This window comes from Microbacterium sp. USHLN272 (genome assembly GCF_037149655.1).
Lineage (GTDB): Bacteria > Actinomycetota > Actinomycetes > Actinomycetales > Microbacteriaceae > Microbacterium > Microbacterium galbinum.
Genome location: NZ_JBBCRA010000001.1, coordinates 1,423,494 through 1,446,065, shown reverse-complemented (window position 1 = coordinate 1,446,065; position 22,572 = coordinate 1,423,494). Strand labels below are relative to the sequence as shown.

Sequence of the window (22,572 nt, the reverse complement as noted above, 5' to 3'; positions counted from 1 at the left end):
CGCCCGAGTCTTCCAGTCGCCGAGAGGCGAGGCAACGGGCGGGCGGCGGCTCAGGAGCCGATGAGGCTCCGCTGCTCGATGAGCGGGCAGCTGAAGACGTCGCGCTCGCCGAGCCCGACCCGATTGATGTAGCGCACGACGATGGCGTACGAGGTGAGCAGGCCGACGGAGGTGTACGGCACGTCATGCGCGCGGCAGTACTCCGCGATCATCGGCGCCGCACGGCGGAGGTGAGGGCGGGGCATCGACGGGAAGAGGTGATGCTCGATCTGATAGTTCAGCCCGCCCATCGCGACGTCGAGCAGGCGAGTGCCCCGAACGTTCCGGCTCATCATGACCTGACGCCGCAGGAAGTCGAGCGTCATGTCGCGCGGCACGACCGGCATCCCCTTGTGGTTCGGAGCGAAGGCGATCCCCATGTAGAAGCCGAACAGGCCCAACTGCACGGCCAGGAAGACGAACGCGATGCCCGGCGACAGCACGAGGAAGACGAGCGTCAGAAAGCCTCCGAGGCGGATGCCGAGGAACGCGATCTCGACCCATCGCCGTTCGAGACGACCGCGCGCGAACACCCGGCGCACGCCCGAGGCGTGCAGCGACAGCCCCTCGAGGAGCAGGATCGGGAAGAAGAACACGCCCTGGTGGCCGCGCATCCAGGTGAGCACCGGACCGCGGTGCCGCGCCGCCGTCTCGGCCGTCACGGCGATGACGGGCAACTCGATGTCGGGGTCGGATCCCAGCTTGTTCGGGTTGGCGTGGTGGCGGGTGTGCTTGTGCTGCCACCAGCCGTAGCTCATGCCGACGAGCAGGTCGCCGAGGATCAGGCTGATCCAGTCGTTCCAGCGCCCCGAGACGAAGATCTGCCGATGGGCGGCGTCATGGCCGAGGAAGGCGATCTGCGTGAAGACGATCGCGAGCGCGGCGGCCGTGAAGAGCTGCCACCACGTCTCACCGATCCAGACGAACGCCGCGAGGCACACGGCGACGACCAGTGGTGCGGCGATGAGCTTCGTCCAGTAGTACCCGTATCGGCGGCGCAGCAGGCCCTGGTGGCGGACCTGCTGCGCCAGCTCGGTGAACGCGCTCGTCGCGCGCACGGTGCCCTCGCGCGGACGGGTGCGGATGGTCTGCCGGATGTCGTCCATGACGACCTCCTTCTCCGGCGTCGCCGCTAGCTGCGGACGGCGCCTCCTTCTTCGACCCAGTCCTCGATGCGGGAGTCGTCGTCGGACGACCGATCGCTTCCGGAGGGAGGGGTGAACACGACCGCGTCGGCGAGCGCGGCGACCAGCGCCGCGCGCTCCTGCTCGCGGTCGGAGGCGATCTGGAATCGGTCGGCCGCCTGCGCACGGGCCGCGTGCAGGGCGGTCGTGATCTCGGCGAGCCGCTGCGCGAGCACGGAGGCGAGGCCATCGCGAAGCTCTTCCAGATTGGTGTTCGCGATCTCGAGGCGACGGTCCGCCACATGCAGCTCGACCGTGGGGTACCCGTTCGCGGACAGGTGGTCGCGCATCTCGCTGCTCTGGATCGCATCGACCTCATCGCGATCGGCTTTGCGCGTGAACACCGCTTCGACGGTGTAGTGGTCGGGAGCGTCATCGGTCATCAGTGCGGCGGGAAGCGAACCGACGAGGACGGACCCCAGGCCCAGCAGTTCAGGGTTCTGCCCTGCGATCTTCAGTTGTGCGTTCATACCGCGACGATAGGTGCGCGGCCGCCATCACGGCAGGGCGTTGACTCCCCGGAACATGCGTGTGTGCGAATATGTCGCGCCAGGATCACCCGTGCGCGAGCACCTGCAAGCCGATGACGGCCAGGCCGAGCGCCGCCTCGGCTCCGAGTGCGACGAGGCGCTGGAACCACGTCAACGGCATCCGTCGAACCGCGATCCAGCCGATGACGATGAGCGAGGCGAGCAGGGCGATCGCGCTGGCGCGCAACGCGGCATCCGTCGACCAGGCATCGAGCCCCGCGAATCCCAGGAACACGAAGGGCAGCACGACGGTCCCGAGGGCCCCGAAGCTGGACGCGAGAGCGTGCCGCAGCTCGGGCGGCGTGAAGAGCCGCTCGTGTACGACGAGGTGCGAGATCAGGTCGGCGGTGAAGACGGCGAGCAGGGTGCCCATCACCGTGACGATGAGCGTCGTCGCCGCCTCGCCGGCGCTCACGTGGCCGTGGGCCGAGAGCGTGATGACGACGGCGAGTGCGGCGAACGAGAGGTAGATCCGCTCCTTGAGGTGGGCGGCGCGGGCGGCGCGCTCGGCCTCGTCGATCTCTGCGGCCATGACTGCTCCTCGTTCGCTCTGCGGGTGTGCAGACCAGGCTACGGCCCGGCGGGCACCGTGGTTGTCGGTCGCGCACGACGTTGTTACGGTCGTCGGATGCTGTTCGCCGGAGTTCTCTTCTTCCTCATCGGCGTGGGTCTCTTCATGGGATCGATCGTGCGCGTCGTCCGCGCCAACCCCGGACGGCGGGTGCCGTACTGGCGCGAGGCCGAGGTCACGCCGAAGTGGTCGGTCGCGATGCGCGCAGGCGGAGGAGCGTGCGTGGCCTTCGGTGTCGGCATGCTCGGCGGCGCCTGGGTCGAGCAGGGCGACTCGGCATGGTGGTGGGTGCCGCCCACCCTCGTGCTGTGGGTCGCGCTGCCGGCCGCAGTGATCGCGATGCACAACGCTCGCGCTCGCAGCTGACGGCATCCGTTCCGGTCGCACGAGAGGTCGGTGTCCGCCGCGATGCCGACCTCTCATGCGCCCGGATCATCTCAGCGCCCGGGGGAGACGTCGGATGTTCGGGTTGCGCATCGGCCTCGGCGGTGTTTATATTACGACGTAAAGTAATTCTCCCAAGAAGGCAGACATGACGCTCAGTGTCGAGCAAGACCTCCCCACCGCGACAGCGGCGGCACCCGTGGAACGACGGAAACGGCAGTCCCGGTTCCGTCGCAGCCTGCGCCGCTACTGGCAGCTGTACCTCCTGCTGCTGATCCCCATCATCTGGTTCATCGTGTTCCGCTACATCCCGATGGCCAACGCGGTCATCGCGTTCAAGAACTACAACCCGATCGACGGCGTCTGGGGCAGCCCCTGGGTGGGCTTCGACAACTTCGCGAACCTCTTCCGCAACCCCGTCTTCCCGCGCCTGGTCGGCAACACGTTCATCCTCGCCGCGTACACCCTGCTCGCCAGCTTCCCGCTGCCGATCATCCTCGCCCTCGCGCTCAACGAGGTGCGACTGCGCTTCTTCAAGCGCACCGTGCAGATGGTCACCTACGCGCCGTACTTCATCTCGACGGTGGTCGTGGTGTCGATGACGATCCTGCTGCTCTCGCCGCGCGTCGGACTCCTCGGGCGCACGTTCAGCTTCTTCGGCGCGGGGCAGGTCGATCTGCTCGCCAGCGCCGACTTCTTCCGGCACATCTACGTCGCCACCGACATCTGGACCACGACCGGATACTCGGCCGTCATCTACCTCGCCGCCCTCGCGTCGGTCGACACCTCGCTCTACGAGGCCGCCAAGATCGACGGCGCGAGCAGGCTCCAGAAGATCTGGAACGTCGACATCCCGGCGCTGCTGCCCACGGCATCCATCATCCTCATCCTCGGCGTCGGCAACATCATGGCGATCGGGTTCGAGAAGGCGTTCCTGCTGCAGAACGCCCTCAACCTCTCGACATCCGAGATCATCCCGACCTATGTGTACAAAACGGGCATCCTCAACGCGAACTTCAGTCTCGGGGCGACGATCGGGCTCTTCAACGCCGTGATCAGCCTCGTGCTGCTGCTCGTGGTGAACACGGTGTCGAAGCGAGTGACGGGAAACGGACTGTGGTGACCACGATCAACACCGAGGCGCTCCTGACCGAAGAGGTCGTCGTCGCGAAGAACAAGAAGCGCCGGCCGAAGCGCGACCCGCTCACCCGCGGCGTCAAGGTCAAGGAGACCAAGACCGACCGCGTGTTCATCGCCGCGGCCTACATCCTGCTCACGGTCTTCCTGCTCGTCGTGCTGCTGCCGCTGCTGAACATCCTCGCGAGCTCGGTCTCGAGCCCCCAGGCCGTCTCGGCGGGACGCGTGCTGTTCTGGCCCGTCGACTTCACGCTCCGCGGCTACGAAGAGGCGCTCGGCAACCCCGCGATCCTCCGCGGATTCGGCAACTCGATCTTCTACACCGTCGTCGGCACGCTCATCAGCGTGCTCGGCACGGTCGCCGTCGCCTACCCGCTCTCGCGGACCCAGCTCTTCGGACGCAAGGTCATCACCGGTGGCGTCGTGTTCACGATGCTCTTCAGCGGTGGCGTCATCCCGATGTACCTCGTCGTGCAGTCCCTCGGCCTCCTCGACACCCGTTGGTCGATGCTGCTGCCCAACGCGATCGGCGTCTGGCAGGTGATCATCGCGATCGTGTACTTCCGCTCGGCCGTGCCCGACGAGGTGTACGAGGCGGCACAGCTCGACGGGGCATCCGAACTGCGCATCCTCTGGACCATCGTCGTGCCGCTCGCGAAGCCCCTGCTCGCCGTCATCGCCCTGATGTACGCGATCATGCAGTGGAACTCGTACTTCGACGCCCTGCTCTACCTGCGCAACGCCGACCTGCAACCCCTGCAGCTCGTGCTGAGAGGACTCCTGATCCTCAACGACTCGGGCGGGGGCGGAGACGTCGCCGAGCAGCTGCGGCGCCGCGAACTCGCCGACCTCATGCGGTATTCGACCGTCGTCATCGCGACCATCCCGATGCTCGTTGCCTACCCGTTCGTCGCGAAGTACTTCAACAAGGGGATCATGGTCGGCGCCGTCAAGGGCTGACCCCTCTCACAGACCCACCACCACACACCCCCATTACCCGGGCAAAGGAGATTCCGGCAATGAGACACAGCATCATCCGAGGAGCGGCGGCCGTAGGCGCCCTCGCTCTCGCCGCAGGAGCGCTGGCGGCATGCACGTCGCCCAGCGACGACAACGGCAAGCTCGTCGCGTTCGGCCCGCAGGGCGACAACGGCTCGCTCAAGGACAACGCGTTCACGAAGCTGCTCGAGGAGAAGTTCGACATCGACTTCGACTGGCAGACCACCACCTACGACGGCAGCGTCGCCGGAGAGAAGCGCCAGGTGTCGCTCGCCAGCGGCGACTACCCCGACGCGTACTTCCTCGTGCCGTGGGTCGACGCCTTCTCTCGCAGCGAGGTGCTCAAGTACGGGCAGCAGGGCGTGCTCGTGCCCCTCGAAGACCTCATCGACGAGTACGCGCCGAACCTCAAGGAGCGCTTCGAGGAGAAGCCCGACTGGAAGCAGTCGGTCACCGCGCCCGACGGGCACATCTACGCGATCACCCAGTGGACCGAGTGCTTCCACTGCAGCTACCCGTCGAAGCTGTGGGTCAACTCCACCTGGCTCGACAAGCTGGGTCTCGACCAGCCGACCGACACCGAGGAACTGCGCGAGATGCTGCGCGCGTTCAAGAACGACGACCCGAACGGCAACGGCAAGGCCGACGAGGTCGCGCTCAGCGCATCGTCGGGCGAACCGGTCATCAACTACTTCATGAACGCCTTCACCTACGCCCCGTACGGCTCGCCCACGAGCCCGCCGCCGATGGTGCTCGACGGCGACCAGGTGACGCTCTCGGCGACCACCGACGGATGGCGCGAGGGCCTGAAGTACATCTCGTCGCTCGCGGACGAGGGGCTCATCGACACGGCGTCGTTCACGCAGAACGGCGAGTCGCTGCGCGCACTGGGTGACAACGCCGAGGCCGAGATCCTCGGTGCCGCGGCGGTGCTGCACCCGTACGAGATCGTCACGCAGGATTCGCCCGACGGGCGCGACAAGCACTACGACGCGGTGCCGCCGGTGAAGGGCCCGGACGGCACGCAGTACGCGACGTACCGCTCGCCGATCAGCTCGCTGGGAATGTTCGCGCTCACGAACAAGTCGAGCGAAGAGGAGCGCATCCAGGCGATCAAGGCGATCGACTACCTCGTGACCGATGAGGGTGACAAGCTCGGCGCCATGGGCCCCGAGGGCGAGGCCTGGGTTCCGGCCGAGGCGGGCGACGTCGCTCTCGACCCCGAGCTCGAGCCGACCTTCAAGCCGCTCACGTACGACGAGACCTCGAACTCCGCCTGGCGCTCGATGGCTCAGTACTGGGACTCGCTCGAGTTCCGCAACTCGCAGGTCGTGCCGGAGGACATCTACGCACCCGACGGGTACGAGCGTCGTCTGCTCGAGGCCACGAACCTCTACGAGCCGTTCGCTCCCGACGAGAGCCTCGTCTTCCCGTCGGAGAAGCTGTGGCCGAACCCCGACACCTCGGCGGAGATCGCCGAGCTGCAGACGAACATCGCGACCTACATCACGCAGGCGCAGGCGGAGTTCGTCACGGGGCAGCGCGACATCAACGACGACGGCGCATGGCAGTCGTACATCGACGACCTGAACGGCTTGGGCGTCGACCGCTACCTCGAACTGCAGCAGGAGCTCTACGACGCACTGTGAGCGAGTGAGGTGAAGGACTGCCCGGCGGATGCTTCCGCCGGGCAGTTCTGCGTGGGGTGACTGGTTGCGGCGCTTCGACAGGCTCAACGACCCAGCCGACTGCCGGGGCGGGGTCGGCTGAGGGGTCAAGACACGCCCTACGAGCGGGCCGCGGCGCGGCGCGTCTTGACCCCTCAGCGAGAGAACCGGGTCCCTGAGCCCGTCGGGGCCCGCGAGAGACTGGGTCCCTGAGCCTGTCGAAGGGTCCCGCCCCGCGGAAACCCCGCCTCAGCGCACGAGTGACTGGATCGCGGCCGCGGCGGCGCCACGGGCCCAGTCCTCGAAGGTGTGCGGGCGTGCGACGATGCGGCAACGCGCCGCGGCGCCGAAGGCGTGTGCCTCGAAGGCGCTGCGCAGCGTCTCGTCGAAGAGGTCGAAGTTCGACACGCCCTCGCCCCCGATGATGACGAGTTCGGGGCCGGTGAGGTTCACGAGCGTGGCGATGGCGGTGCCGACGATCTCGGCCGCCTCCCGGAACGCCGCCTCGGCAGCGGGGTCTCCGTCGTGGGCGAGGCGCACGGCCTCGTCGATGCCGATGATCCGACCGTGTGCGGCCGAGACGGCCGCTTCGATGGCGGGGGTCGCGGCCACGGCCTCGACGCAGCCGTTGCGCCCGCACGGGCATATGCGTCGGGGATCGGCGAGGGGCAGGTGCCCGATCTCGCCGGCGACCCCGTAGGCGCCGCTGACGACCTGGCCGTTCACGTGCAGTCCGCTTCCGATGCCGCGGCCGATCGTGACGATCGCGAACGAGGCCGTGCCCAGGCCGATGCCGAACCAGTGCTCGCCGACGGTGAGCGCGTGCACGTCGTTCTCGAGGGTCACCGGCCGGCCGATCCGGTCGCGCAGCCGCGCGGCGAAGTCCTCGTCGGTCCAGCCCATGATGGCCGACTCGCGCACGATGCCGTGGCGGCTGTCGACGTCGCCCGAGATCGAGACGCCGAGCCCGGCGATCGCGGCGGACCGCGGCCCGAGCTCGCTCTCGAGAGAGGCGGTGACCTCGACGATGGCCTCGAGCACGGCATCCGGGTCGTGGGCCGCGAGCGCACGGTGCTCGGAGGCGAGCACCGTGGTCGTGAGGTCGGTGGCGACCGCGATGACCTCGTCGACGTTCACCTTCACACCCAGCATGATCATCGCTCCGGGCACGATCGACACCGGGGCGACGGGCCGCCCGGGATTGCCGTCGCGGTGCTCGGCGGGCGGTGCATCGACGAGCCCCGCTGCGACCAGCGGCGACACGGCCTTCGTGACCGCGGCCTGCGAGAGTCCGGTGTGCCGGGCGATCTCGATACGGCTGATCGGGCTGCGCGTGAGGATGGTCGCGAACACCTTCGATCCGGCATCCGATGCGGATCGGATGAGGGTGGTGCGCGTCGACGTGTCGTGGTCCATCAATTCCTCGTTCGTTATCGGCAACCGTAGCGAATCACGGACGCAGACGGGCGGCGGCGAACTCGAGGGCGTTCTCCTCGTCGAGGTCGCCGCCGGCCTCGTGGCCGTTGTCGGGCCAGAGAACGACGTGCTTCTCGCCCCCGTAAGCCGTGAAGGCGGGGAGCACGGATGCCGGGGGCGTGACCCCGTCGCGCAGCCCGGTGCTCAGGATCGCCGGAGCGTTCGCGCGCTTCGCGTGGTTCACCGCGTCGAAGTAGCGGAGGGTGTCGAGGGCCGCCGCCCGATCGAGCCGGCGGTCGGCGAAGTACTGGGTCAGCAGGGCGTACGGAGCCTCGTTGCTCAGGTCGGCGGCGCGATTCAGTTCGCTGAGGAAGGGAGCCTGGATGATCGCGACGGCGAGGTCGGGCACGAGCCCGGCCATGGCGAGCGCGATCCCGCCACCCTGACTGGCGCCGACGACGCCCACGCGCGATGCGTCGACCAGGTCGAGCGAGCGGAGGGCCTCGACCGCCCGCACCGCGTCGGCGTAGACACGACGGTAGTAGTACTCGTGCGGCGAGCGCAGGCCGCGGGTGAGGAACCCGCCGGCCGAGGGGCCGCCGTCGGGGTGGTCGTCGTCGGTGTCGCCGTGGCCCTGCCCGCGGGCGTCGACCACGAGGTGCGCGTAGCCCGCGGCGGCCCAGCGCAGGTCGCGCAGGGCATGGCCGCGGCCGTTGCCGTATCCGAAGAACTGCACGAGCCCGGGGAGCGGGGCGGTGGCGCCGTGCGGCGCGCGCAGCCAGGCGCGGATCTGCGTGCCGCCGAATCCGGCGAACGTCACCTCGAACACGTCGATCGCGGTCAAGCGGGTCGGATGCGGTTCGATCGTCACGCCGAGCGGATGCTGTCGCGTCTCGTCGAGCGTCTCGGCCCAGAAGGCGTCGAAGTCGGCGGGCTCGGTCTGCGTGGTCGGGGTGTCGACCGTCACGAACTCACCGCGCATCGACAGCTCCGCTCAGAGCATCGGCGCCGACCGGCACCGAGAGAGTGCCGCCCGCGGGCACGGTCAGCGTCACGCGGTGCCCGTCGTGCTCGACGTCGACCGTGCGGTCCTCGGCGAGGCGGTTGTGCAGGATCGCCTCGGTGAGGTGCCCCTCCGACCACGCGACGTCGGCGACGAGGCCGGTGCGCACGCCGATGCCCTGCACCTCGCCCGTCGTCCACGCGGCCGGCAGCGCGGGCAGCAGGCGCACGACGCCGCCGTGGCTCTGCACGAACATCTCGGCGATCGCGGCCGGGAAGCCGAGGTTCGCGTCGATCTGGAACGGCGGATGCGTGCTGAAGAGGTTCGGCAGCAGGCCACCCCACTCCGAGCCGTCGACCGGACCGTGCCGCGTGGCATCGCCGTCGAACGGCGTGAGCGCCTCGTCGAGCAGCGAAGCGGCGGTCTCGCCGTCGCCGATGCGGGCGCGGAGCGCGATCTTCCACGCCCACGACCACCCCATCGCTCCGGGGCCGCGCGCGTCGAGCAGGCGGATGCCGGCATCGAACAACTCGGGGGTGCGTTCGCGCGTCGTCACCTCGAGCGGATACATGCCGAGCACGGGGGTGAGGTGGCGGTGCAGCGGCTCGACCTCGACCACGTCGGCCGACCACTCGCTGATGCGCCCGTCGGCACGGATGCCGACCGGGGCGAGGGCACCGAGCGCGCTCGTGATCTCGGCCGCGAGCGTCGGGTCGTCGAGGTCGAGGGCGTCGATCGCCTGGAGGGCGCGTTCGAGCAGGCCCTGCACGAGCAGCAGATCGGATGCCGACGTCAGGCCGATCGCGGTGCCCTCGCCGTCCGAGGCGAAGAACGAGTTCTCCGGGGAGGTGGAGGGGGACGTGCGCAGGCGTCCGTCGGCGTCGGGCACGAGCCAGTCGAGAGTGAACTCGACGGCGCCGCGCAGCACGGGCCAGATGCGGGCGCGCAGAAGGTCGCGGTCGCCACCGAACTCGTAGGCGTCCCAGAGGTTATGGGTCAGCCAGACGCCGCCCATCATCCAGATCGCCCAGCTCGGGGCGCCGTGACCGTCGCCGACCGGCAGCGCCCAGCCCCACACGTCGCTGTTGTGGTGGGCGACCCAGCCACGCGCGCCGTAGAGTTCGCGGGCGACGTCGGCGCCGTTCTCGGCGAGCTTCTCGACGAGCGCGAGCAGCGGCTCGAAGGAGTCGTCGAGGCCGAGCACGGGAGCCGCCCAGTAGTTCATCTCGGTGTTGATGTTGATCGTGTAGTTCGACGACCAGGCCGGGCGCAGCTCGGCGTTCCAGATCCCCTGCAGGTTCGCGGCCGGGCTGCCCGCGCGCGAGCAGGAGGCGAGCAGATACGCGCCGAACTCGGCGATCACGGTCGTCTTGAGGGCGAGGTCGTCGCCGCGCAGCAGGTCGCGCTCGACGTCCCAGGTGCCCTCGCGCCGCCCGCCGATCGCGAACCGCGCGCGCGTCAGCTTTCGCCGGTCGGCGACGTGCTCGTCGAACAGTGCGGATGCCTCGCGGCGAGCGGCGGCATCCGCCTGTTCCGCCGCGCGGTTCCGGATCGTCTCACGCGAGACGTTCCGCCACTCCTCCTCGCTCGCGCCGGCCCACCACGACGCGGCGCGAGACGAGGAGGAGAGGAAGATCAGCAGGCGCCGGGCGCCGTGGACGGCGACACCGTCGGCGGTCACTTCGACACGGCCGTCGGTGCGCCACGCGACGGATGCCGCGGCGAAGGCGTCGTAGCCCTCGTCGTCGGCGTACCGCAGCGGCGTCTGCAGCGGTCCTTCGTGCAGAGGCGCTCCATCGATGGGGGCCACGACGCCGAGCGTCATCCCGCCGTCGCGGACGACGAGGCCATCGGTGTGCAGGGGAGTGGTCAGCGCGACGGATGCCGTGAACTCGGCGTCGGCCTCGATCTCGATCACGAGCACCTGCGCGGGCGCCGAGACCCACGACCGGCGGCGCAGCGTGCCGCCGGGAATGCGCAGCGTCTCGAGGAGCACGGCGTCGTCGAGGTCGAGGATGCGCGCGGGGTCGTCCGGCTGTGCATCCGTGATCCGTACGTGCAGGTCGCCGAGCGGCAGGTACTCCTGCGAGTAGGGTCCCTCGAACGCCATGAGGAGGTCTTCGGCGCGGCGCACGTCGTCGGCGTCGAGCGCCGCGCGCACCTCGGCCAGGCGTGCGGGGCCCGCGCCCGCGGCGATCACGTCGCGCAGCGCGCGGGCGGGTCCGTCGGGCGTCCCCGACCACAGAGTGGAGTCGTTGAGGGCGTAGCGCGCGTCGGCGCCGCCGAAGGCCATCGCGCCGATCCGCCCGTTGCCGAGCGGGGCCGCTTCCTCCCATCGGGTCGCCGGGGCAGCCCACGAGAGCCGGAGATTTCCGGCGGCGGACGAGGGGTTTTCTGCTGCGGAGAGCGACATCGATCTTCCTGTCAAAACCTCGGATGTTTGCTTGCGGTCTCAGCGTATTCATGATTAATTACCGGTGTCAAGTAATTGGCCGGGCCGTCGGGTCCGGTTCTTTCCTGGGGACAACGCGACGGAGCGCCTGGGGTTTCACCGTCGAAACCACCGAGAGGAAATCATGTTCGACACCATCCGTTCGACAACACGGTTGCGATGGGCGGCGTGCTTCGCCGTCGGCGCACTCGTGCTCGGAGCAGGTGCCGCCACGGCATCCGCAGCATCCGCCACCGAGGTCTCCGCGACCCCGGTCACGGCGGCACTCGCGACGAGCGTCGTCGCCGCGACGAACACCGACGAGGAGTCCCTCGCGGACAAGCCCTACATGGGCTGGAGCAGCTACAGCATGCAGGTCTACGCGGGCAACGGGCAGGCCTGGATCAGCGCCGACCAGATCATCGCGCAGTCCGACGCCATGCACGAGAAGCTGCAGAGCCACGGCTACGAGTACATCAACATCGACGCCGGCTGGAACGGCAGCAACGACGAGTACGGCCGCCCGATCCCGAGCGAGACGCTGTACCCGAACGGCCTGCAGGCCGTGATCGATCACGTGCACGGCAACGGCCAGAAGATCGGCCTCTACTTCATCCCCGGCATCTCCGAATCCGTCTACGAAGCCGCGTACCCCGTCTACGGCGCCCCCGAGTGCACGACCGCCGACGTCGTCAAGCGGCCGCTGCAGCAGGCCGACTACTGGGGCATCGGCCACCGCATCGACTTCTCCACCCCCTGCGGTCAGGCCTACATCGATTCGATCGCCGACATGCTCGGCGAGTGGGGCATCGACTTCGTCAAGTTCGACAGCGTGACCCCCGGCTCCGGCGTCGGCGACCTCTCGCTCGACGCCCGTGACGACGTCGCCGCATGGTCGCAGGCGCTGAAGCGCAACGACATCTGGTTCGAGCTCTCCTGGGCCCTCGACATCCGCTACGCCGACTACTGGAAGGAGCACGCCGACGGCTGGCGCATCGACTGGGACGTCGAGTGCTACTGCGAGAACGAAGCTCTCACCACGTGGGACAACATCGCCCGGCTCTTCCCGAAGGCCGCCGAGTGGTGGCGGCACGCGGGGCCGAACTCGGGCTGGAACGACTTCGACTCGCTGAACGTCGGCAACGGCAAGATGGACGGCCTCACCAAGGACGAGCGCCGCACCGCGGCCACGTTCTGGGCCGTGTCGTCGGTGCCGATGTACCTCGGCAACGACATGACGAACCTCGACGCCTACGGTCTCGAGCTGCTCACCAACGACGAGGTCATCGCGGTCAACCAGGCCGGGCGCCCCGCGCACCCCGTCTCGACCGGCTCGTCGCGCCAGACGTGGTTCTCGACCAACCCCGACGGCTCCGTCACGGTCGCGGTCTTCAACCTCGGACGCACGGACGCCGACATCACGGTCTCGCTCGCCGACCTCGGCGTCGAGGGCGAGGTCAAGGTGCGCGACCTCTGGAAGAAGAAGAACCTGGGCAAGGCGACCGGCGAGTTCGTCGCGACCGACGTGCCCGTGCACGGCACCCGCCTGTTCACTTTCACGCCGGCGAAGAACAGCACGCTCACCCTCAACGACGACGACGCACGGCTCACCTACGAGGGCGCATGGACGCGCAACGGCGGCGCCGAGGTGCCTGCCCGCGCCCAGGCCCTGACGGTCTCGTCGTTCGACTCGTCGCAGGGCGGCACGGCTCCCGAGCCCGGCCCGTCGAACGTGCGCACGATCAACAACAACGACCCCGGCATCGTCTACAGCGGTACGTGGAGTCAGAGCGGCGGTCGCGGCATGGGCGACTACCAGGACGACGTGCACTACAGCGAGGCCAACGGGTCGGCGTTCGAGTACTCGTTCGTCGGCACCGGGATCGACTGGTTCACCGAGACGCACTCCTCGCAGGGGGAGGCCGAGGTCTACCTCGACGGCGTGCTCGTCGACACGGTCGACACCTTCCAGGCCGAGGGCCGCGGGGTGCAGCAGCAGGTCTACAGCGTGCGCGATCTTCCGAACGGTTCGCACACTCTGCGCGTCGTGAAGAAGTCGGGCCAGTTCATGCTGAACGACCGCCTCGACATCGTGCAGGAGGGCGTGATCGACGTCGACCACCTCGCCTTCGACCGGGCGGCCCCGGCGGATGCCGTCGTCACGCTGCTGCGCGACCCGAGCGAGCTGCAGAGCATCTCGCGCGACGGCACGCCGCTCACCGACGGCACGGACTACACGATCGCGGGTGACGAGATCACCTTCGCGAGCGGGTTCCTCGCGGCGCTGCCGGATGGCGACACCGGGCTCGAGCTGCGGTTCCGCGGCGACCACCGCGACGACGTGCACGCCACGGCCGACGACGGAGCGGCGGTCTCGTTCACGTTCAGCGGCAAGAAGCTGACGCTGACCGGCGCGACCGGACCCGACCAGGGCACCGCCGAGATCTACCTCGACGGCAACCTCGTCGACACGGTCGACCTGCACAGCGACACCCGCCTCACGCAGCAGGTGCTCTTCACGCTCGACGACGTGAAGAAGGGGGATCACACGATCAAGATCGTGAAGACCTCGGGCGACCTGCTCCGCTTCGACAGCCTGTCGTACGTGACGCGGTAGCCCGATGAGACCAGGGGCGCGGGTGGAGTGTGTGCCGCCCGCGCCCCTTCTTCTTTGTGTGGATGCCGTCAGGCGGCGTCAGGCGTGATGACCAGGCGCGTGCCCCACGGGTCGGCGAGGCGTAGCGCGTGTCCATCGTCGGCGCCGTCGACGCCGTGCGAGCGGATGCGGTCGGCGAGCGCCTCGACGTCGTCGCGGGTGGGCACCACGATGCGCACATCGCCGAGGCCGAGCGAGGCGGCCCGCGGGCCGGCGCCGGCACTCTGCCAGGTGTTCATGCCGATGTGGTGGTGGTAGCCGCCCGCCGAGACGAACAGGGCGCTGCCGAGATCGGCCGTCACATCGAACCCCAGCACTCCGGCGTAGAACGCCTTCGCCGAGGGGATGTCTCCCACCTGCAGGTGCACGTGACCGATCGCAGCCGTGTCTCCCGACGTCGAGGCATCCGTCGTCAGCCACTGCTGCAGGAACGCGTTCGGGTCGAGGGCGAGCGAGGCCATCTGCACCCCGCCGTCGGGCAGGATCGTCCACTCGTCGCGCGGACGGTCGTGGTAGAGCTCGAGGCCGTTGCCCTCGGGGTCGGTGAAGTAGAACGCCTCGCTGACGAGGTGGTCGGCCGAGCCGGTGAACGTCTGCGGAACGCGCTCGGCCATCGACAGGAGGGATGCCGCGAGCTGGTGCTGATCCTGGAACAGGATCGCCGTGTGATAGAGCCCTGCGCCGCGCGGGTTCGCGTTCGGCAGGTCATTCTCCTGGCGGAGTCTCATGATCTTCTGCGTGCCTCGGCCGAGGGTGGCCGTGGCTCCGGACTGGTCGAGCACGTCGAGCGTGACGGCCTGCTGGTAGTACGCGGTCATGGCGTCGAGATCGCGCACGAGCAGTTCGACGGTGTCCATGCGCGTGTCATCGGGTGCCGCGCCGGCGGTCGAGACGGATGCCGCGCGCCACGCGCCGGCCGCAGGTGCACTGCTCATCGGATGCCTCTTCCCTCGCTGATCGTTGACATTTCAACTAACGCTGCGCCCGCTCCGGGCATTCCTCGAAGCACCTGTCAGGAAGCATCCGCTCGCATGCTTTATAGTGGGATCTACCAAGGGGAGTACTCCGCCACGGTGGTTTCGTCATTACGGATGCGTTCGCATCCCGGGCCGCCGGTTCCTGATCGAAGGAATGGAGAAGACTTTGGCGCTGCTGCCGCATACGCCGAGTCTGGAGTCCTCATGGATGTCACCCCCCTGATCTGGATCATCACGATCGCCGTGACGATCGCGTTCTTCGTGTACGAGTTCTTCGCGCACGTGCGCACACCTCACGAACCGTCGATCGGCGAGTCCGCCCGCTGGTCGATCTTCTACATCAGCCTCGCGCTGCTCTTCGGCGTCGGCATCGGCGTCGTATCGGGATGGACCTACGGTGGTGAGTACTTCGCCGGGTACCTGACCGAGAAGGCGTTGTCGATCGACAACCTGTTCGTCTTCCTCATCGTGATGACCGGATTCGCCGTGCCGAAGAAGTACCAGCAGAAGGTGCTGATGATCGGCATCGTGATCGCCCTGATCCTGCGCGGCATCTTCATCGCCGTCGGCGCGACGCTCATCGAGAACTTCTCGTGGATCTTCTACCTCTTCGGTGCGCTGCTGCTCGTGCTCGCCTACCGCCAGGCGTTCAGCAACCATGAGAGCAACCCCGCAAACGGCCGGTTCATGACGTTCGTGCGCCGCCACCTGCCGGTCAGCGACGAGTACAACGGCGACAGGCTCACCGTCGTCAAGAACGGCAAGCGCTTCGTCACCCCGATGCTGCTCACGATCATCGCGATCGGCTTCATCGACCTCGTGTTCGCCGTCGACTCGATCCCCGCGATCTATGGGCTCACCGACCAGGCCTACATCGTCTTCACCGCCAACGCCTTCGCGCTCATGGGTCTGCGTCAGCTGTACTTCCTCATCGGCGGCCTGCTCGAGCGTCTCGTCTACCTGGCGCAGGGCCTCGCGGTCATCCTCGCCTTCATCGGCGTGAAGCTCGTCTTCCACGCCCTGCACGTCAACGAGCTGCCCTTCATCAACGGCGGCGAGCCCGTGCTCTGGGCGCCCGAGATCCCGATCTGGTTCTCGCTGCTCTTCATCGGTGCGACCATCGCAGTCGCCACCGTCGCCAGTCTCCTCAAGACGCGCCGCGATCCCGCGGCCGTCGCCTCCGCCACCGAGAACACCGACAAATAAGGAGATCTCCTTGAACGCCCACTGTTCTGACTCTTCGGACTCTGACAGTACGAGCGCCCGGTTCACCCCGGGCGCGCACCCCCGCACCGAGCAGGTGACCCGCTGATGGGCGACCTGCTCTGGAATATCGCCCTGGTCTTCGCGTTCGTCCTGATCGGCGGTGTCTTCGCAGCGACGGAGATGGCGCTCGTCACGCTGCGCGAGAGCCAGATCAACGCGATTGGCCTGCGCGGCAAGCGCGGGGCGAAGGTCGCGGCTCTGGCCCGCAACCCCAACACCTTCCTCTCGGCGGTGCAGATCGGCGTGACGGTGGCCGGCTTCGCGTCGGCGGCTTACGGTGCGACCTCGATCGCCCCGTCCGTCGCGCCGCTGTTCGAATCGTGGGGCATGGATCCGGCGATCTCGCTCACGATCGCGACGATCGTGCTGACACTCGTGATCGCCTACCTGTCGCTCGTGCTCGGCGAGCTCGTGCCCAAGCGCCTTGCGATCCAGCGCAACGCGCAGTTCGCGTACGCCGTGGCGCCCGCGCTCAATGGTTTCGCGATCGTCATGCGGCCGGTGATCTGGCTGCTCTCGATGTCGACCAACGCACTCGTGCGACTGCTGGGCGGAGACCCGAACAAGACGGGTGAAGAGCTCAGCGACGAGGAAGTGCGCGACATCGTCGCCTCGCATCAGGGCCTTCCCGATGACGAGCGCCGCATCCTCGACGACGTGCTCTCGCTGCGCGGGCGTCAGATCAGCGAGGTCATGCGGCCCCGCCCCGAAGTGGTCGCGCTCGATGAGACCGCGACGGCCGCCGAGGCGATGGCCCAGGTGCGCGATCTGCCGTTCTCGCGGTACCCCGTCGCCGACAAGTCGATCGACGACATCATCGGCTTCGTGCACGTGCGCGACCTGTTCGAGGCGGCGGGCGACGATCCGTCGCGTCCCGTGCAGACGCTGCTGCGTGACATCCCGTATATCCCGTCGACCGCCCGCGTGCTGCCGACCCTCACGCGAATGCGCGCAGACGGGCACCACATCGCGGTCGTCGTCGACGAGTACGGCGGCACCGACGGGCTCGTCACGCTCGAAGACCTGGTCGAGGAGGTCGTCGGCGAGATCTTCGACGAGTACGACACCGCCGAGATGGATCTCCCGGGCGGAGCGATCGACGGCCGTCTGAACCTGCAGGACTTCGAGGAGGCGACCGGTCTCGAGCTGCCCCGCGGATCGTCCGACACGATCGCCGGGTTCATCACCGAACAGCTCGGACGCCTCGCCGTCGTCGGCGACACGATCGAGGTGCCGGGCGCGACGATCCAGGTCGCCGAGCTCGACCGCCGCCGCATCGCCCGCGTGCGGGTGACCCCGCGCGCGGAGGAGGAGGAGCCGGCCCCGGCCGTCTGACCCTCGCCGCGCCGTCGCCGAGCCACCTCTCGCTGAGCCACCCCTTTCTGCGCGAGCCACCCCTCTGCGGGCGGTGCGGAAAGGGGTGGCTCGGTCGTTGAGGGGTGGCTCGGCGAGTATCGAACGGATGCCGCGGCGCCGAGCGCGGGAACGCGACGTCCACCTGGCGTGCCGATACTCTGGCCGGGACATCGATACGGGGGACACTTCCATGCGCACTTCTCGACTGGCCATTCTCGCCGCCGCTGCCGGCCTTCTCGCCACGGCGCTCACGGGCTGCACCTTCTCGGCATCCGCCACCGCGTCGCCCGACGACATCGCGACGCTCGCGGAGGACGCGCTCGAGGCCGAGATCGGCCAGCGCCCCGAGATCGACTGCGGCGACGACAGCATTCCCCTGAAGGAGGACTCGGTCGTGCCGTGCCTTCTCACAGATCCGGCCAGCGGTGCCGAGTTCGACGCCGACGTCACCCTCACGAAGGTCGACGGCACGAACGTCACGGTTTCGGTGCAGGTCGCGGATGCCCCGAACAACGCTCCCGCACCCGAACCGAGCGAGAGCCCCGCGACCGACACCGGTGGAACCCTGACGCTGACCGCCGAGGAGATCGGCGTCACCGCTGCGCGGGCGCTGACCGACGCGGGCGTGCTCCCGAGCCCGAGCGTGCTCTGCCCGGGCGGATCGCACGAGGTGTCCAACGGCTACAGCCTCGAGTGCACCGCGATCCAGGGCGGCGATCAGTACGCCGCGACCGTCACGATCTCCGAGGTCGAAGGGTCGTCGTACTCCGTCAACGTCGTCATCCCGGAGCTCGCCGGCTGATCCCGCCCGCCGGCTGATCGTTCAGGCCGGGAAGACGACCCCGGTCGCCGCCTCGGCGGCCGACCACAGCGCCGCCCCCGTCTCGGGTGAGCGCACGGCATCCGAGGCGGCGACTCGCTTCGGCGCTCCCCGGAACTCGAGCAGCCCACCCGGTCCCCAGTAGTCGCCGCCCGCGGCATCCGTCGCCGTCGACGCGTGCACGATCGGCAGAGCGCCGGCGTCCTTCCCCTGCACGAGCGCGCGCGTCGGACGAGCCAGCGCCCGCACGAGGCGGGAGCCGGCGGCGAGACCGGGCCGTTCGGGCGTGAGCGGGTCCACCGCGTAGCCCGGATGCGCGCAGAGCGCCGAGCGCCCGGATCCCGACCACCGGCGGTCGAGTTCGAACGCGAACGCCATGAGCGCCGCTTTCGAGCGGCCGTACTGACGCAGTGACGATCCGCGCCAGGAAGCGGTGATGCGCGCGGGATCGAGTTGCGCGAAACGGTGCGCGAGTGAGCCGACCGCCACGACCCGGGCGTCGGGCGCGAGTGCTCGGCCAAGCTGTGCGATCAGGGCGAAATGACCGAGGAAGTTCGTGCCGACCATGAGGTCGAGCCCGTCGGCGGTGCGGGCATCGGGTGTCGCCGCCTTCACGCCGGCGTTGCAGATCACGGCGTCGAGCGTTTCGCCGATGCCGGATGCCGCCTGCGCGACGCTCTCGAGCGATCCGAGGTCGAGGGGCAGCACACGCAGATCGGCGTCCGCCACCCGGGTGCGAACGGCGTCGACCGCCGTCGCCGCTCGCTCGGCGGAGCGGCATCCGAGCAGTACCCGCGCCCCGCGGGTCGCGAGCTGCTCGACGCACCAGTAGCCGATGCCGGCGTTCGCTCCGGTGACGAGGATCGTGCGGCCGCGCAGATCGGAAGCATCCATTCCCCCAACCTACGCGGCCGCCGTTCCCCGGGATCCCGAAGCGCGGATGCCGAGGCTACGCCGAACGTCGCGAGAGGAGCCCCGCGACGACGTCGATCAGCACGAACCCCACGAGGGTCCAGCCGACCAACGGGAGCAACAATCCGATGACCGCGCCGACCGCCGCGACGGCCGCCAGCCCCCACCACGGGGCGTCGCGCAGCACCCCGCGCGGCGGTGGCGAGCCCCCGAACCTCCGTGCCGACCGCGGCGGTCGCCGCTTCCACCACATCACGTACCCGAGCACGACCATCCCGGCGATCGCGAGGGCGATCACGAACAGCACGATCTGGTTCGCGAGACCGAACATCACTCCCATGTGCAGGTCGATGCCCCACCGCGCGAGCTTCGCCGGCAGCGAGAACTCGGCGAAGTCGACCCGGTCGACGACCTGCATCGTCGTGCCGTCGATCGCGACCGAGTCGACCTCGGTCGGGTAGCTCGTCTTGATCCCGCGCACGACCCATGCCGAGCCCGGCGCGGCGGGAGGGGTGATCTCCACGAGCCCGGTGTCGACGTTGGTGCGCTGCGCGATCGCGAGCACCGCATCGAAGGTGGCGGGATTCGCCGCACCGGTCGGAGCGGACACCGCCCCGTGGTGCCCGGCATGCTCGTCGACCGGGGCATCCGCTCCGTCGAGCGCGGTCGTGAGCTGCGGCGTGCCCCAGTCGAGCGAGGCGCGCAGGCTCGAGACGTTCGCGCCGGCGAATTGCGACCAGGTGATGCCGGTGGCCGAGAGGAACAGCGCCCCGAGCACGACCCAGACCCCGAGAGACGCGTGCCAGCCGAAGACCCGCCGGTACCCGGTGTGCGTCGGGTTCGGCCGCAGCAGATCGCGCTTCGCGCGCGCCTTGCGGATGCGGATGATCCACAGTGCGAGGCCCGCCACGACGACGATCCCCAGCCACGATGCCGCGAGCTCGCTGTAGTATCGGCCGATCTCGCCGAGTTGCAGGTTGCGATGCAGGTTGTCGATCCAGGTGCGCAGCGGCAGCGCCCCGCTCGTGCCGTAAACGGTGAGGTCTCCGCGGATCTCGCCCGTACCGGGGTCGATGAACACGGCGCGGGACTCGCTCGCGGCGAGCCCGTCCTGCGCGAACAGGATGCGCGAGGTGTCACCCGGCTCGGGCGCAGGGCGCACCGCCGACAGCGTCGCCTCCTCACCGACGTGCTCCTCGGCGATCCCGATCTGCTCGGCGAGGGTGAGCGACGTCGACGATTCCGGCGCGTGCAGCTCGTGCGCGTAGACGACCTGCTCGAGCGTCGGCGTGAGCGCGTAGAGTGCACCGCTCAGCGCCGCCACCAGGATGAACGGCCCCACCAGGATGCCGGCGAAGAAGTGCAACCGCAGCATCAGGGCTCCGAACCACCGGGGCTTCTTCGCGCGGCCCGGTCGGGAGGCGGCCGGCGGCGCGGCCTCCGTGACCGTCACGACGAGCCGCCCAGCAGCGTCTCGCCGATGAAGCCGCCCTCGCGGCATCCGGGCGGGATCGCGAACACGGCCGAGCCGATCGGCGTCGTCCACTCGTTGAGCAGATCGAGGTCGGCGAGCCGTTGCTGCATCGGCGTGAACTGCCGATCGATATCGGCCTGGAACGACACGAAGATCAGGCCGGACTCCGACACGCTCGCGCCTGCCGGACGCTCGTCGTAGTTGTAGGCGCGACGGAAGATCTTCTCGCCGTCGTCGCCGCGGGCGCGGCGCATGTGCGCGAACGGGGGGATCACGGGAAAACCGACCGCCGTGGTCGCGTCGAAGTCCGGTTCGTCGAACTCCTGCGTGCCGGTGAGCGGTGCGCCGTTCGCCAGTGTGCGACCGACGGATGCCTCGCGCCCGCTGCGATCCAGACGATCCCATTTGTCGAGGTCCATCCGCGTACGGCGCACGACCATACCGGTGCCGCCGGCCATCCATCCGTCCTCGACCCACACGACGGAGTCGAACTCGGTCGTTCCCGGTTCGGGGTTGGCGGTGCCGTCGACCTGGCCGAACAGATTGCGCATCGTCGTGCCCGGGCGCTCGGTGCCGTACGCGCGGCGGAAGCCCTGCTGGCTCCAGCGCAGCGACGCGAAGCTGCGGGCGTCCTTCAACAGCATCCGCGCCGCGTGCGCGACCGTGAGCGGATCGTCGGCGGCGATCTGCAGCAGCAGGTCGCCGTCGGAGAACTCCGGCTGCAGGCGATCGATCGAGAACGCCGGCAGGGGAGCGAGCCACTCCGGCGCCACGCCCGCCGCGCGTGCGACGAGTCCCGGGCCGAACCCGAACGTGACGGTCAGGCGTGCGGGGGCCGCAGCGAGCTCCGGTTCGGAGTCCGCGAGCGCCGCCTTCCCCTGCGTGAGGCGGGCGGCATCATCGGTGAGGATGCGCAGCAGCCGGGTGAGGCCGTCGCGATCCGTCGTGTCGAGCAGGTCGAGCGCGAGGAACAGCCCGTGCGCTTGCGCGGCGGTGTCGATCCCGGCCTGATGCGTGCCGTGGAACGGCACGGTCTCCTCGCCGTTCATCGGCGTCGAAGCGGGGGCTGCGGTGCCGGCGTCCTGCCGGTTCAGGGCGTAGTCGACCCCGATCGCCGCGACCGCGCCGACACCGGCGACAGCCCCTCCGAGGAGGAACTGCCGCCGGGTCGACCCGGAGCGATCGGAGCGCGCACCCTCGGTGCGCGGGGGCATCAGTGGTCCATGCCCTCGTGGTCGTCGCCCTCGTCGCCCTCGTAGTTCTCGTTGGCGCCCGAGTAGTCCTTCACCGGAGCGGTGAAGGCGTACGTCGAGTCGTCCGAGAATGTGAGGGTGACGGTGACCTCGTCGCCCGCGCTGAGGGCGCCCGTGAGCCCCATCAGCATGATGTGGTCGGCACCGGGCACGAGCTCCAGCGAACCGCCGGCGGGGATCGAGAAACCGCCCTCGATCTCGCGCATGACCATCTCGCCGGCCTCGTTCTCGACGGTCTCGTGCAGCTCGACCATGCCGGCGGCGTCGGTCTCGGCCGACACGATCGTGACGGCATCCGTGCCGCTGTTGGTCAGCGTGCCGAAGGCCGCCGACATGTCCTCGTCGGTGGCCTTGACCCAGGCGTCCTCGATGGTGACGGTCTCGCCCGCGGGGGCCGCCTCGGTGGGCGTCTCGGCAGCGGCGCATCCCGTGAGGGCGAGCAGCGACACGGCGACGAGCGCGGTCAGACGGGACAGGTTCTTCGTGGGGGTGTTCAT

The 22,572-nt window shown here is 69.1% G+C and carries 19 protein-coding genes; 8 read left to right on the top strand and 11 right to left on the bottom strand.

All coding sequences use genetic code 11. The annotated features are described in order from the left end of the window. Window positions 1-50 precede the first annotated feature (50 nt). The 3 genes from WFJ97_RS07035 to WFJ97_RS07025 form a co-directional block, all read right to left on the bottom strand. Window positions 51-1,145 carry a fatty acid desaturase family protein gene (locus WFJ97_RS07035; protein WP_336640942.1) on the bottom strand — a complete coding sequence of 365 codons (1,095 nt, stop codon included), beginning with the start codon at window positions 1,143-1,145 and terminating at the stop codon, window positions 51-53. A 26-nt stretch (window positions 1,146-1,171) separates the two neighbouring features. Next, entirely contained in the window at window positions 1,172-1,693 is a 522-nt protein-coding gene (locus WFJ97_RS07030) for a hypothetical protein (RefSeq protein ID WP_336640941.1), read from the bottom strand. 85 nt (window positions 1,694-1,778) lie between these two features. Then, window positions 1,779-2,285 carry a hypothetical protein gene (locus tag WFJ97_RS07025; protein ID WP_336640940.1) on the bottom strand — a complete coding sequence of 169 codons (507 nt, stop codon included), beginning with the start codon at window positions 2,283-2,285 and terminating at the stop codon, window positions 1,779-1,781. Window positions 2,286-2,381: 96 nt separating this feature from the next. Between WFJ97_RS07025 and WFJ97_RS07020 the strand changes: the two genes are divergently transcribed. From WFJ97_RS07020 to WFJ97_RS07005, 4 genes are all read left to right on the top strand, one after another. Further along, entirely contained in the window at window positions 2,382-2,690 is a 309-nt protein-coding gene (locus WFJ97_RS07020; RefSeq protein WP_336640939.1) for a hypothetical protein, read from the top strand. Between the two features lie 166 nt (window positions 2,691-2,856). Then, on the top strand, window positions 2,857-3,831 hold the full coding sequence (locus WFJ97_RS07015; RefSeq protein ID WP_336640938.1) for an ABC transporter permease: 975 nt from the start codon (window positions 2,857-2,859) through the stop codon (window positions 3,829-3,831). Then, the gene (locus WFJ97_RS07010; RefSeq protein WP_247632850.1) at window positions 3,828-4,805 is read left to right on the top strand and encodes a carbohydrate ABC transporter permease; all 978 of its coding nucleotides are present in this window, start codon (window positions 3,828-3,830) and stop codon (window positions 4,803-4,805) included. The genes WFJ97_RS07015 and WFJ97_RS07010 overlap by 4 nt, the downstream gene beginning before the upstream one ends. A gap of 59 nt (window positions 4,806-4,864) precedes the next feature. Next, window positions 4,865-6,493: an extracellular solute-binding protein gene (locus WFJ97_RS07005; protein ID WP_336640937.1), complete on the top strand. Its 1,629-nt coding sequence runs from the start codon at window positions 4,865-4,867 to the stop codon at window positions 6,491-6,493. 267 nt (window positions 6,494-6,760) lie between these two features. Here the strand turns inward: WFJ97_RS07005 and WFJ97_RS07000 are convergent, their stop codons facing one another. From WFJ97_RS07000 to WFJ97_RS06990, 3 genes are read right to left on the bottom strand one after another with little or no spacing between them, the layout of a single operon-like run. Then, window positions 6,761-7,927 (bottom strand): ROK family transcriptional regulator, encoded by a 1,167-nt coding sequence (locus tag WFJ97_RS07000; RefSeq protein WP_336640936.1) that lies wholly within the window; start codon window positions 7,925-7,927, stop codon window positions 6,761-6,763. Between the two features lie 34 nt (window positions 7,928-7,961). Further along, on the bottom strand, window positions 7,962-8,909 hold the full coding sequence (locus tag WFJ97_RS06995; RefSeq protein ID WP_247623308.1) for an acetylxylan esterase: 948 nt from the start codon (window positions 8,907-8,909) through the stop codon (window positions 7,962-7,964). Continuing rightward, entirely contained in the window at window positions 8,899-11,343 is a 2,445-nt protein-coding gene (locus tag WFJ97_RS06990) for a glycosyl hydrolase family 95 catalytic domain-containing protein (protein ID WP_336640935.1), read from the bottom strand. Before WFJ97_RS06990 ends, WFJ97_RS06995 begins: the two co-directional genes overlap by 11 nt. Before the next feature lie 163 nt (window positions 11,344-11,506). Here WFJ97_RS06990 and WFJ97_RS06985 point away from each other — a divergent pair, with 163 nt between their 5' ends. After that, window positions 11,507-13,978 (top strand): X2-like carbohydrate binding domain-containing protein, encoded by a 2,472-nt coding sequence (locus tag WFJ97_RS06985; protein WP_336640934.1) that lies wholly within the window; start codon window positions 11,507-11,509, stop codon window positions 13,976-13,978. A gap of 68 nt (window positions 13,979-14,046) precedes the next feature. On the opposite strand, the gene WFJ97_RS06980 is transcribed toward WFJ97_RS06985, so the two are convergent. Further along, window positions 14,047-14,952 carry a VOC family protein gene (locus tag WFJ97_RS06980; RefSeq protein WP_336640933.1) on the bottom strand — a complete coding sequence of 302 codons (906 nt, stop codon included), beginning with the start codon at window positions 14,950-14,952 and terminating at the stop codon, window positions 14,047-14,049. Window positions 14,953-15,198: 246 nt separating this feature from the next. Here WFJ97_RS06980 and WFJ97_RS06975 point away from each other — a divergent pair, with 246 nt between their 5' ends. The 3 genes from WFJ97_RS06975 (at window position 15,199) to WFJ97_RS06965 (ending at window position 18,418) form a co-directional block, all read left to right on the top strand. After that, window positions 15,199-16,200 carry a TerC family protein gene (locus WFJ97_RS06975; RefSeq protein WP_336640932.1) on the top strand — a complete coding sequence of 334 codons (1,002 nt, stop codon included), beginning with the start codon at window positions 15,199-15,201 and terminating at the stop codon, window positions 16,198-16,200. Between the two features lie 105 nt (window positions 16,201-16,305). Then, the gene (locus WFJ97_RS06970; RefSeq protein WP_336640931.1) at window positions 16,306-17,595 is read left to right on the top strand and encodes a hemolysin family protein; all 1,290 of its coding nucleotides are present in this window, start codon (window positions 16,306-16,308) and stop codon (window positions 17,593-17,595) included. A gap of 211 nt (window positions 17,596-17,806) precedes the next feature. After that, on the top strand, window positions 17,807-18,418 hold the full coding sequence (locus WFJ97_RS06965; RefSeq protein ID WP_336640930.1) for a DUF4333 domain-containing protein: 612 nt from the start codon (window positions 17,807-17,809) through the stop codon (window positions 18,416-18,418). Window positions 18,419-18,439: 21 nt separating this feature from the next. On the opposite strand, the gene WFJ97_RS06960 is transcribed toward WFJ97_RS06965, so the two are convergent. From WFJ97_RS06960 to WFJ97_RS06945, 4 genes are read right to left on the bottom strand one after another with little or no spacing between them, the layout of a single operon-like run. After that, complete coding sequence (locus WFJ97_RS06960) at window positions 18,440-19,330, bottom strand: SDR family NAD(P)-dependent oxidoreductase (protein WP_336640929.1); 891 nt, start codon at window positions 19,328-19,330, stop codon at window positions 18,440-18,442. Between the two features lie 55 nt (window positions 19,331-19,385). Then, the gene (locus WFJ97_RS06955) at window positions 19,386-20,849 is read right to left on the bottom strand and encodes a PepSY-associated TM helix domain-containing protein (protein ID WP_442928426.1); all 1,464 of its coding nucleotides are present in this window, start codon (window positions 20,847-20,849) and stop codon (window positions 19,386-19,388) included. Beyond that, the gene (locus WFJ97_RS06950; RefSeq protein ID WP_336640928.1) at window positions 20,798-22,036 is read right to left on the bottom strand and encodes a Dyp-type peroxidase; all 1,239 of its coding nucleotides are present in this window, start codon (window positions 22,034-22,036) and stop codon (window positions 20,798-20,800) included. The genes WFJ97_RS06955 and WFJ97_RS06950 overlap by 52 nt, the downstream gene beginning before the upstream one ends. Beyond that, window positions 22,036-22,572: a copper chaperone PCu(A)C gene (locus tag WFJ97_RS06945; RefSeq protein ID WP_336640927.1), complete on the bottom strand. Its 537-nt coding sequence runs from the start codon at window positions 22,570-22,572 to the stop codon at window positions 22,036-22,038. The genes WFJ97_RS06950 and WFJ97_RS06945 overlap by 1 nt, the downstream gene beginning before the upstream one ends.

Coding starts and splice junctions, on each gene's coding strand:
- WFJ97_RS07035 (WP_336640942.1), bottom strand. CDS start 1,145: ATGGACGACATCCGGCAGACCATCCGCACCCGTCCGCGCGAGGGCACC.
- WFJ97_RS07030 (WP_336640941.1), bottom strand. CDS start 1,693: ATGAACGCACAACTGAAGATCGCAGGGCAGAACCCTGAACTGCTGGGC.
- WFJ97_RS07025 (WP_336640940.1), bottom strand. CDS start 2,285: ATGGCCGCAGAGATCGACGAGGCCGAGCGCGCCGCCCGCGCCGCCCAC.
- WFJ97_RS07020 (WP_336640939.1), top strand. CDS start 2,382: ATGCTGTTCGCCGGAGTTCTCTTCTTCCTCATCGGCGTGGGTCTCTTC.
- WFJ97_RS07015 (WP_336640938.1), top strand. CDS start 2,857: ATGACGCTCAGTGTCGAGCAAGACCTCCCCACCGCGACAGCGGCGGCA.
- WFJ97_RS07005 (WP_336640937.1), top strand. CDS start 4,865: ATGAGACACAGCATCATCCGAGGAGCGGCGGCCGTAGGCGCCCTCGCT.
- WFJ97_RS07000 (WP_336640936.1), bottom strand. CDS start 7,927: ATGGACCACGACACGTCGACGCGCACCACCCTCATCCGATCCGCATCG.
- WFJ97_RS06995 (WP_247623308.1), bottom strand. CDS start 8,909: ATGCGCGGTGAGTTCGTGACGGTCGACACCCCGACCACGCAGACCGAG.
- WFJ97_RS06990 (WP_336640935.1), bottom strand. CDS start 11,343: ATGTCGCTCTCCGCAGCAGAAAACCCCTCGTCCGCCGCCGGAAATCTC.
- WFJ97_RS06985 (WP_336640934.1), top strand. CDS start 11,507: ATGTTCGACACCATCCGTTCGACAACACGGTTGCGATGGGCGGCGTGC.
- WFJ97_RS06980 (WP_336640933.1), bottom strand. CDS start 14,952: ATGAGCAGTGCACCTGCGGCCGGCGCGTGGCGCGCGGCATCCGTCTCG.
- WFJ97_RS06975 (WP_336640932.1), top strand. CDS start 15,199: ATGGATGTCACCCCCCTGATCTGGATCATCACGATCGCCGTGACGATC.
- WFJ97_RS06970 (WP_336640931.1), top strand. CDS start 16,306: ATGGGCGACCTGCTCTGGAATATCGCCCTGGTCTTCGCGTTCGTCCTG.
- WFJ97_RS06965 (WP_336640930.1), top strand. CDS start 17,807: ATGCGCACTTCTCGACTGGCCATTCTCGCCGCCGCTGCCGGCCTTCTC.
- WFJ97_RS06960 (WP_336640929.1), bottom strand. CDS start 19,330: ATGGATGCTTCCGATCTGCGCGGCCGCACGATCCTCGTCACCGGAGCG.
- WFJ97_RS06955 (WP_442928426.1), bottom strand. CDS start 20,849: ATGCCGCGAGGGCGGCTTCATCGGCGAGACGCTGCTGGGCGGCTCGTC.
- WFJ97_RS06950 (WP_336640928.1), bottom strand. CDS start 22,036: ATGCCCCCGCGCACCGAGGGTGCGCGCTCCGATCGCTCCGGGTCGACC.
- WFJ97_RS06945 (WP_336640927.1), bottom strand. CDS start 22,572: ATGAACACCCCCACGAAGAACCTGTCCCGTCTGACCGCGCTCGTCGCC.